The following is a 9,435-nucleotide window of genomic DNA, read 5'->3' as shown; positions in this document are numbered from 1 at the left end:
GACATGGATCGTGACGTCCGGCTGTTGCCCAAGGCCCACCTGCACCTGCATTTCACCGGGTCGATGCGGCCCACGACCCTGCTCGAACTCGCCGACAAGTACGGCGTGCATCTGCCGGAGGCCCTGACCGGCGGCGAGCCGCCCAGGCTGCGGGCCACGGATGAGCGCGGATGGTTCCGCTTCCAGCGGCTCTACGACATCGCCCGGTCCTGCCTGAGGACCCCCGAGGACATCCGGCGGCTCGTGCGCGAGACGGCCCAGGAGGACGTCGCGGACGGCTCCGGCTGGCTGGAGATCCAGGTCGACCCCACCTCGTACGCCCCGCTTCTCGGCGGGCTGATCCCGGCGATCGAGATCATCCTGGACGCGGTGGACAGCGCGTCGCGCGAGACCGGTCTGCCGATCCGGGTGGTGATCGCGGCGAACCGGATGAAGCACCCGCTGGACGCCCGGACCCTGGCCCGGCTCGCGGTGCGGTACGCGGACCGGGGCGTGGTCGGATTCGGGCTCTCCAACGACGAGCGGCGCGGGATGGCCCGGGACTTCGACCGGGCCTTCGCCATCGCCCGCGACGGCGGTCTGCTGGCGGCCCCGCACGGCGGCGAGCTGGCCGGCCCTTCGAGCGTGCGGGACTGTCTGGACGATCTCGACGCGGCCCGGATCGGGCACGGCGTACGGGCCGCCGAGGATCCCCGGCTGTTGCGCAGGCTGGCGGAGCGGGGAGTGACCTGCGAGGTGTGCCCGGCGTCGAACGTGGCGCTGGGCGTCTACGAGAAGCCCGCAGACGTACCCCTGCGCACTTTGTTCGAGGCCGGGGTGCCGATGGCGCTGGGCGCGGACGATCCGCTGCTCTTCGGCTCCCGGCTGGCCGCGCAGTACGACCTCGTACGGCGCCACCACGCGTTCACGGACGAGGAGCTCGCGGAACTGGCCCGGCAGTCGGTGCGGGGCTCCGCGGCTCCGGCCGCGGTTCGGACCGAGCTCCTGACGGGCATCGACGACTGGCTGTCGAAGCCGGCGGGCTGAGACCGACCGGCGTTGGGGGCGGTCTACGCCACGAGTCCTCGTATCAGTGCCCCGGCCACGGACGCGGCGAACGCGTCGAGGGACTGCGGCGGTCCTCCGTCCTCCGTGGCCTCGTAGGCGAAGGCCCGCTGCGCGCAGGCGCCCAGGAGCAGCGACGCGGCCGCGTAGGTGTCCGCGTCGGCCCGCACCCGCCCGGCGGCCTGTTCGGAGCGCAGATACGCGTCCAGGCCGCGGATGGGCATGTGGGGGCCGGTACCCAGCTCCCTCATCGCCGCGTTGTGGCGTTCCTTGAGCCTGGGCTCGGCGTACAGCGAGGCGGCGATCGGGAAGCTCTGTTCGTAGAAGAGGGCGGCCTGGCGGGCGATCTCGGTGAGGTTCTGCTCGACGGTCCGCTCCCCCGCCCCCGGTGACACGATGAGTCGCTTCAGCAGCGGGTTGAGCTTGGGCAGCCGTTCCTTGAGTACGGCCACGAACAGCTCCTCCTTGCTCGGGAAGTGCTTGTAGAGCGCGGCCTCCGAGCAGCCGGCGGCTCGGGCGATCTCCTTGGTGGTGGCGCGGGCCAGGCCGATGGTGAGCATCAGCTGGTGGGCGGCATCGACTATGCGGACGCGGGCCGGCTTCTGCTCCATGTGCACTCCAATGAAGCTTGACGATGCGGTGAGTATCCACTCACTGTAGAGGTGAGTGAATACTTACCCACCCTGGGAGGGTGCGCAATGAGGATCACAGTGTTCGGTGCGACGGGCGGTGTCGGCCAGGAGATCGTCCGCCAGGCGGTGGCGGCGGGCCATGAGGTGACCGCGGTGGTCCGCGATCCGGCGCGGCTGCCCGTCCCGCTCTCGGATGTACAGGTCCACGCCGCGGCGCGCATCGACGATCCGGAGGCGCTGCGCGAGGCGGTCGCGGGCCGGGACGCGGTGCTCTCCGGGCTCGGCTCGCGCGGCCGGAAGGCCGACGGTGTCGCCGAGCGGCTGACACGGTCGGTGCTGCAGGCGATGGAGGCCGAGGGGACGCGGCGGCTGCTCGTGGTCAGCGCGGCCCCGGTCGGCCCCCGGCCCGCCGACGACCCGCTGCTGGACCGGATGCTCCGCAAGGTGGTCGGGGCGATCCTCAAGGAGGTCTACGGGGACCTGACGCGGATGGAGGCCGCGCTGGCCAGGAGTGCGACGGACTGGACGTCCGTACGGCCGCCGAAGCTCACCAACGGGCCGCTGACGGGGAAGTACCGGACGGCCTTCGGCAGCAGCCCCCGCGGAGGCCGGACCATCTCACGGGCCGATGTGGCACACGCGATGCTGGCACTCATCGACGATCCGGCCGCGGTGAAGCAGGGCGTGGGCGTGGCGTACTGAGCCACGCGCCTTCTACAGGCTGACGCCGACCGTCACGGGTTCGTTGACGAGCGTGACGCCGAATGCCTCGTGCACCCCGGCGACGACCTCACGGGCGAGCGCGAGAAGGTCCTCGGTGGTCGCGCCGCCGCGGTTGGTGAGCGCGAGGGTGTGCTTGGTGGAGATACGGGCCGGCCCTGTGCCGTAGCCCTTGGTGAAACCGGCCCTGTCGATGAGCCAGGCCGCGGAGGTCTTGGTGCGTCCCCCGCCCGCGGGGAAGGCGGGGGGCGTCACCTCGGGGCCGAGCCGGTCCTTGGCACGGGCGAGGAACGCCTCGTACTCCGCCTCCTCCAGGACCGGGTTGGTGAAGAAGGAACCGGCCGACCAGGAGTCGTGGTCCTCCGGGTCCAGCACCATGCCCTTGCCGGCGCGGAGCCTGAGCACCGTTTCGCGGGCGGCCGCGGCGGGCACGCGCTCGCCCTGTTCGACGCCCATGGCGCGGGCCGTTTCGGGGTATTTCAGGGGCGCGGACAGACCACCCGCCTCTTCCAGCTCGAAGCGGACACGCAGCACCACGAAGCGGTCGGGTTCGACCTTGAAGCGACTGTGCCGATACGAGAATGCGCACTCGGCGTTCGGGATGATGACCGTTTCGCGGGTGTACCGGTCATAGGCGACGACCTCCGTGATGGTGGAGGACACTTCCTGGCCGTAGGCGCCCACGTTCTGGATCGGTGTCGCCCCCGCGGAGCCCGGAATTCCGGCCAGGCACTCGATGCCTGCGAGACCGGCTTCGACGGTGCGGGCGACGGCGTCCGTCCAGACCTCCCCGGCGGCCAGTTCCAGCGTCGTACCGTCCAGGGCGAAGCCCTCGGTCGCGATGCGCAGTGCGGTGCCGTCGAAGCCCTTGTCGCCGATGACCAGGTTGCTGCCGCCGCCGATGACGAGGAGCGGGGTGCCGCTCTCGTCGGCCTCGCGCACGGCTTCGATCACCTCGGCGTCGGTCGTCGCCGTGAGAAGGCGGGCGGCGGGGCCGCCGAGCCGGAAGGTGGTCAGGGGGGCGAGGGGGGCGTCGTGGAGTTCCTGCACGGGGACAAGAGTACGGTCCGCGGCGCCGCCGCTCGGGCGGGGCCACGGACCGCACGCGCGCAGCCGTGGCTCAGGCGGCGACGGAGACGCGCCCCTCGGCCGCCTCGGGCTCCGGGGCCGAGGCGTTGCGGCGGCCCGGGATGAGCAGGGCGACGAGGGCGGCCAGCGCCACGACACCGGAACCTGTCCACACCGCAGGAACGGTCCCGTCCGTGAAGGACTGCGCGGAGTCGTAGCCGCCCTGCGAGGAGAAGACCGTGGCGAGCACGGCGACCCCGAGGGCTCCGCCGACCTCGCGCAGGGCGTTGTTGGCACCGGAGGCGATGCCCTGCTCGGCGGGGCGGACGCTGGACATCACGAGGCTGGCGGCGGGCGCGAAGTACAGAGCCATGCCGACGCCGCCGACGATCAGGCCGGGCAGCTGCGAGGAGTACGAGGCGTCGGGCCCGATGACCATCGCCAAGAGGGCGAGGCCGACCGCCTGGAGAACCAGCCCGGTCACGACCACGGGGCGGCCGCCGAACCGGTCGGAGAGCACCCCCGCGACGGGCGCGACCAGCATCGGCATTCCGGTCCAGGGCAGCATCCGCAGACCGGCCTCGGTGGGCGAGTAGCCCAGCACGCCCTGGAAGTACTGACTGAGCAGGAAGATCGACCCGAACATCCCGAGGAACATCAGCAGGCCGGCCATGTTGATCCCGAAGAACGCACGGCTGCGGAAGAGCCGCATGGACAGCATCGGGTTCTTCGCGTGGAAGCCGTGGTGGATGAATCCGCCGATGAGCGCGGCGCCGGCGAACAGGGCCGTGAGGACGGTGGGGCTGGTCCAGCCGTCGGAGTTGGCGTTGACCAGGCCGTAGACGATGCCGAAGAGTCCGGTGCTGACCAGGAGCGTGCCGGGTATGTCGAGCCGTGAGTCCGGCGCGTACGACTCCGTCAGGCGCAGCCGCGCCAGCGGCAGCAGGACCAGACCGATCGGAACGTTCAGCCAGAAGATCCACTGCCAGGACAGGTGCTCGGTGAGGCTGCCGCCGATCAGCGGTCCGCTGGCCACGGCCAGTCCGGTGACGGCACCGAAGATGCCGAGCGCGGCACCGCGGCGTGCGGGCGGCACGGCGGCCGTGAGCAGCGTGAGCGTCAGCGGCATCATGATGGCCGCACCCACGCCCTGGACGGCCCGGAAGGCGATCAGTTCGTTGATCCCGGGCGAGAGCGCTGCCGCGGCGGAGGCGCCGGTGAAGACGGTGAGCCCGGCGAGGAAGAGCCGGCGCCGGCCGAACCGGTCGCCGAGGGCAGCCCCGAACATCAGCAGGACGGCGAAGGTGAGGGTGTACGCGTTCACCGTCCATTCGAGCTCCGCCAGTTCGCCGCCGAGGCTCTTGCGGATGGAGGGCAGGGCGGTGGTGACGACGAGGTTGTCGAGGGCCGCCATGAATCCGGCGACGCTGGTGATGACAAGGGCCCAGACCGCTCCTGAGCGGCCTGTCGTGTGCTGGTTCACTGCTCCCCCTGTGGGTTAGTTATCAATTACTAACTTCTCTGGGCAGAAAACCGGGCAGAACCCGGGTCGCACTGTTCAGGCGATCGGCCTGGCCGAGTCGTAGAACCCCGACCAGACCCTGTGGCCGGCCGGGAAGCCGAGCGAGGTCAGCGTGTTGACGAGCATGGCGTACGCGAGGAACGTCGTCGTCTCACTGACATCGGCGCCGAGCACGGGATGGATCTCGTCCCACATCTGCAGCCAGCCGGCGCGAGCCGACTCGCCGAACTCGTGATCCCCCGAGGCCTCGGCCGCCGCGACGGCCGCGTACATCTGCATCTGCATGAGCAGCTTGTCCGGATCGTCGACGATCAGACGCTGATACGCGGTGGCCATGGCATGAAGCGCCTCTTCACCCTCAAGCCCTTCGGCCGCATCGGAGAAAACCTTCCGGGTGTCCGCGAGACAGCGGTCGGCGGCGGCGAGGAACATGGCCTGCTTGTTGGGGAAGAGGCGGAACAGGTACGGCTGCGAGACGCCGACGCGCTTGGCGATCGCCTCGGTGGAGGTGGCGGCGTAACCGCCTCGGGCGAACTCGGTGATCGCCGCGCGAATGACGCTCTCGCGCCGCTCTTCCGCAGTCATCCTTGCCATGCCACGAAGTTAGTACTCAATCACTAACTTCGTCAACCGGTACGCCGGGAAGGGCAGGTGCAAGAAACGCGTAAGGGGCACCGCCCTATGGACAGTGCCCCTCACCCGCACTCGACGGCCTCAGCCGAGCTGCACCACCGCACGGGACATGCCCAGCACCTTCTTGCCCTCGCTCATGACCGTCAGGTCCACCCGCACCTGCTTGTCGTCCAGCAGGGCGGCCACCTTGGCGCCGACCTCGATCAGGGCGCCCTTGTCGTCGTTCGGCACGACAACCGGCTTGGTGAACCGCACCCCGTACTCGATGACCGAACCCGGGTCGCCGACCCAGTCCGTGACCACCCGGATCGCCTCGGCCATGGTGAACATGCCGTGCGCGATCACATCCGGCAGTCCGACCTCGCGGGCGAACTTCTCGTTCCAGTGGATCGGGTTGAAGTCACCGGAAGCGCCTGCGTACTGCACCAGCGCCGCCCGGCTCACCGGGAAGGACTGCGCCGGCAGCTCCGTACCGACCTCGACCGACTCGTAAGCAACCTTCGCCGTCATCACGCCTCCTCGGCGGCGCGCGCCACCAGCTTCGTCCACGCGGTCACGACGTGCTCACCGGATTCGTCGTGGACCTCGCCACGGATGTCCAGGACGTCGTTGCCCGCCAGGGACTTGATGCCCTCGATCGTCGAGGTGACCGTCAGCCGGTCCCCCGCACGCACGGGGCGCACATAGGCGAACTTCTGGTCACCGTGCACCACGCGGCTGTAATCCAGGCCCAGCTGCGGGTCCTGCACCACCTGCCCCGCGGCCTTGAAGGTGATCGAGAAGACAAACGTCGGCGGCGCGATCACATCGCTGTGGCCGAGCGCCTTGGCGGCCTCGGGGTCGACGTACACCGGATTCGTGTCGCCCACCGCCTCGGCGAACTCGCGAATCTTCTCCCGGCCGACCTCGTACGGCGGGGTGGGCGGATAGATCCGCCCCACGAAGGACTGGTCGAGCGCCATGAGCTCGCTACCTCCTGATGAAAGTTGAAAAGGCCGAAGGACAGCCTCCATACAACGACACGAGGCCGCCCCCAGTGGGGACGGCCTCGTGTACGAGCCTGTTTCAGCGCGTTTCGCGGTGCGCAGTGTGAGAGTTGCAGCGCGGGCAGTGCTTCTTCATCTCAAGACGGTCCGGGTTGTTACGCCGGTTCTTCTTGGTGATGTAGTTCCGCTCCTTGCACTCCACGCAGGCCAGCGTGATCTTCGGGCGGACGTCGGTGGCAGCCACGTGAGTGCTCCTTGGACGGACGGATGAACGGATGAACGCAAAAAAGAGTAGCCGATCGAAGGACCGACCCCACAATCGGCTACCGTAAGTAGCGGTGACCGGACTTGAACCGGTGACACAGCGATTATGAGCCGCTTGCTCTACCGACTGAGCTACACCGCTTTGATGATGAGTCCCCCCGCCGAAGCGGGGTTTCCCGATCACCAGAGCCCCAATGCGGAATCGAACCGCAGACCTTCTCCTTACCATGGAGACGCTCTACCGACTGAGCTATTGGGGCGAGCGATGAAGACATTACACGGTCGGTCGCCGATCGCCCAAATCCGTTTCGAAGCCCCGACCTGCACCCTTGATCGAGCCACCGCCGATCCCCCGACCGGCGGCCTTCCGGCCCGCCCACCAGCCACTTGAACAGCGCCTCGGTCACCGGTCGAGCCACCGCGGCCCCAGCCGTACACCCGTGCCCCGGATACCCCTCAGGGCCACACCGGTACGACTATTTCGCTCCTCCTCGAACCGGACCGAACACGCCCCTAGGCTCGACTCACTCTGCGTGATCTTGTACCCCTTCCCAGGAGCGCGATGCCCGACAGCCAGCCGCGGCGGCCGGACGACGACGCCGCCGACGCGGCCGATGCGACCAGCAGCCCCGCCACCGCCGAGACCGGCACCCTGGTGCTCTGCGGCGCCCGTCTCACCGACGGCCGCATCGTGGACGTACGGCTCGGCGGCAGCCGCATCGAGGCCGTCGGCACCGCGGGCAGCCTGACCGCACCGGGTCCACGGGTGGACCTGCGTGGCTATCTGCTGCTCCCTGCCCCCGCCGAGCCCCACGCCCACAGCGACACCGCGCTCACCGCCCACGGTGCGGGCCCCGACGGTCCGGGACCCGTGTCGCACCGCCGGGAGGACATCCAGCGCCGTGCCACCGAGGCTTCCCTGCTGCAGCTCGGGCACGGCGCCACCGCGCTGCGCGCACACGTGCGGATCGGGGACGTCCAGGGCCTCACCTCCCTCGAAGCCGTACTGCAGGCGCGCCGCTCGCTCCGCGGACTCGCCGAGCTGACCCCCGTCGCCGTACCCCGACTGCTCACCGGCGTCGCGGGCGCCGACAACCTGGCCATGCTGCGTGACGCCGTGAAGATGGGGGCCGGCGCGGTCGGCGGCTGCCCCGACCTCGACCCGGATCCGGCGGGGTACGCGGAAGCCGTCCTGGAGATCGCCGCCGAACAGGGCTGCCCCGTCGATCTGCACACGGACGGTGGCGATCCGGCCCGGCTCGGCCGACTGGCCGCCATGGCGGGCGGGCTACGGCCCGGCGTCTCCATCGGCCCGTGCGCCGGCCTCTCGCGGCTTCCCCCTCAGGCCGCGGCCCGCGCCGCCGACCAGCTCGCCGCGGCCGAAGTGACGGTGATCTGCCTCCCCCAGGGCGGCTGCTGCGGGGTGGAAGGCCGGGGCACCGCCCCCGTACGGCTGCTGCGTGCGGCCGGAGTACGGGTCGCGGCGGGCAGCGGAGCGCTGCGGGACGTCGCAAACCCTGTGGGCCGCGGGGATCCGCTGGAGGCCGCCTACCTGCTGGCCTCGCAGAGCGGGATGCGGGCCGATGAGGCGTACGAGGCGGTCTCCTCGGTCGCGAGGAAGGCGATGGGGCTGCCCGAGGTCAGGGTCGAGGCCGGCTTCCCGGCCGAGCTGCTCGCCGTACGCGGGGAGCAGCTCTCGGGCGTGCTGTCGCTCGCCTACAGCCGGGTCGTGGTGCATCGCGGCCGGGTCGTGACGCGGACGAGTGCGGTGCGCGAGTACTGCGACTCGGAGACCGTCGTCGCCCTCGGTCTGCCCCGCCAGGCCCGGCCGGATTCCGGTCCCTGCGGCGGGCCCTGAGCGCGTGGGCCCGCCGCGGCGTACGGTCGTGACCATGCGCATTGTCATCGCAGGTGGACATGGTCAGATCGCGCTGCGGCTGGAGCGGCTGCTCGCCGCGCGCGGGGACGAGGCCGTAGGCGTCATCCGGAATCCGGAACAGAGCGAGGACCTCCGGGCGGCAGGCGCCGAGCCGGTCGTCCTGGATCTCGAATCGGCCTCCGTGGAGGAGGTGGCACAGGTGCTGCGCGGCGCCGACGCGGCGGTCTTCGCGGCCGGTGCGGGCCCGAACAGCGGCCCGGAACGCAAGGAGACGGTGGATCGCGGCGCGGCGGTGCTGTTCGCGGACGCGGCGGAACGGGCAGGCGTACGGCGCTACGTGGTGGTCTCGTCGATGGGCGCCGACCCCGACCACCCGGGCGACGAGGTCTTCGACGCCTACCTGCGGGCGAAGGGCGCCGCGGACGCGTACGTGCGCTCCAGGACCGCACTCGACTGGACGATCCTGCGCCCCGGAATGCTGACGAACGACGCGGGCACCGGGATGGTCCTCCTGACCGCCTCGACCGGCCGCGGACCGGTGCCGCGCGACGATGTGGCGGCGGCGCTGCTGGAGCTGCTGGAGACCCCGGCGACGGCAGGGCTGACCCTGGAACTCATCTCGGGGAACATGCCGGTGTCGGTCGCCGTGAAGGACGTGGCGGGGAACTGAGCCGTTGGTTCGGCCTT

The 9,435-nt window shown here is 70.5% G+C and carries 11 protein-coding genes and 2 tRNA genes; 4 read left to right on the top strand and 9 right to left on the bottom strand.

Features of this window, described 5'->3' with window-relative positions; genetic code table 11:
* The first annotated feature begins 3 nt into the window (after window positions 1-3).
* The gene (locus tag ACIPEK_RS18250) at window positions 4-1,026 is read left to right on the top strand and encodes an adenosine deaminase (RefSeq protein WP_401996998.1); all 1,023 of its coding nucleotides are present in this window, start codon (window positions 4-6) and stop codon (window positions 1,024-1,026) included.
* Window positions 1,027-1,049: 23 nt separating this feature from the next.
* Here the strand turns inward: ACIPEK_RS18250 and ACIPEK_RS18245 are convergent, their stop codons facing one another.
* Window positions 1,050-1,655 (bottom strand): TetR/AcrR family transcriptional regulator, encoded by a 606-nt coding sequence (locus ACIPEK_RS18245; protein WP_401996995.1) that lies wholly within the window; start codon window positions 1,653-1,655, stop codon window positions 1,050-1,052.
* A gap of 87 nt (window positions 1,656-1,742) precedes the next feature.
* Between ACIPEK_RS18245 and ACIPEK_RS18240 the strand changes: the two genes are divergently transcribed.
* A complete protein-coding gene (locus ACIPEK_RS18240; protein ID WP_383074410.1) occupies window positions 1,743-2,378 on the top strand; it encodes an NAD(P)-dependent oxidoreductase in 636 nt (211 codons plus the stop codon).
* Between the two features lie 12 nt (window positions 2,379-2,390).
* On the opposite strand, the gene ACIPEK_RS18235 is transcribed toward ACIPEK_RS18240, so the two are convergent.
* The 8 genes from ACIPEK_RS18235 to ACIPEK_RS18200 form a co-directional block, all read right to left on the bottom strand.
* Complete coding sequence (locus ACIPEK_RS18235; RefSeq protein ID WP_401996992.1) at window positions 2,391-3,446, bottom strand: UDP-N-acetylmuramate dehydrogenase; 1,056 nt, start codon at window positions 3,444-3,446, stop codon at window positions 2,391-2,393.
* 70 nt (window positions 3,447-3,516) lie between these two features.
* A complete protein-coding gene (locus ACIPEK_RS18230; RefSeq protein ID WP_401996989.1) occupies window positions 3,517-4,947 on the bottom strand; it encodes an MFS transporter in 1,431 nt (476 codons plus the stop codon).
* 75 nt (window positions 4,948-5,022) lie between these two features.
* Window positions 5,023-5,571, bottom strand: a complete 549-nt coding sequence (locus ACIPEK_RS18225; RefSeq protein ID WP_401997334.1) for a TetR/AcrR family transcriptional regulator — start codon at window positions 5,569-5,571, stop codon at window positions 5,023-5,025.
* A gap of 129 nt (window positions 5,572-5,700) precedes the next feature.
* Complete coding sequence (locus ACIPEK_RS18220; protein WP_401996986.1) at window positions 5,701-6,129, bottom strand: MaoC family dehydratase; 429 nt, start codon at window positions 6,127-6,129, stop codon at window positions 5,701-5,703.
* Window positions 6,129-6,581 (bottom strand): MaoC family dehydratase N-terminal domain-containing protein, encoded by a 453-nt coding sequence (locus tag ACIPEK_RS18215; RefSeq protein ID WP_093897220.1) that lies wholly within the window; start codon window positions 6,579-6,581, stop codon window positions 6,129-6,131. Before ACIPEK_RS18215 ends, ACIPEK_RS18220 begins: the two co-directional genes overlap by 1 nt.
* A 103-nt stretch (window positions 6,582-6,684) precedes the next feature.
* Complete coding sequence (gene rpmG / locus ACIPEK_RS18210) at window positions 6,685-6,849, bottom strand: 50S ribosomal protein L33 (RefSeq protein ID WP_003956487.1); 165 nt, start codon at window positions 6,847-6,849, stop codon at window positions 6,685-6,687.
* A gap of 89 nt (window positions 6,850-6,938) precedes the next feature.
* Window positions 6,939-7,011 (bottom strand) — tRNA-Met (locus ACIPEK_RS18205).
* A 45-nt stretch (window positions 7,012-7,056) separates the two neighbouring features.
* Window positions 7,057-7,129, bottom strand: a tRNA-Thr gene (locus ACIPEK_RS18200).
* A 302-nt stretch (window positions 7,130-7,431) separates the two neighbouring features.
* On the opposite strand from ACIPEK_RS18200, the gene ACIPEK_RS18195 reads away from it, so the two are divergent.
* Both ACIPEK_RS18195 and ACIPEK_RS18190 read left to right on the top strand, forming a co-directional pair.
* On the top strand, window positions 7,432-8,727 hold the full coding sequence (locus ACIPEK_RS18195; protein WP_401996983.1) for an amidohydrolase family protein: 1,296 nt from the start codon (window positions 7,432-7,434) through the stop codon (window positions 8,725-8,727).
* Window positions 8,728-8,761: 34 nt separating this feature from the next.
* On the top strand, window positions 8,762-9,418 hold the full coding sequence (locus ACIPEK_RS18190; RefSeq protein WP_401996980.1) for an SDR family oxidoreductase: 657 nt from the start codon (window positions 8,762-8,764) through the stop codon (window positions 9,416-9,418).
* Window positions 9,419-9,435: the final 17 nt, after the last annotated feature.

Origin of the sequence: Streptomyces sp. NPDC088246 (assembly GCF_044741025.1) — a bacterium.
Lineage (GTDB): Bacteria > Actinomycetota > Actinomycetes > Streptomycetales > Streptomycetaceae > Streptomyces.
This window is presented reverse-complemented; position numbering and strand designations above follow the sequence as displayed.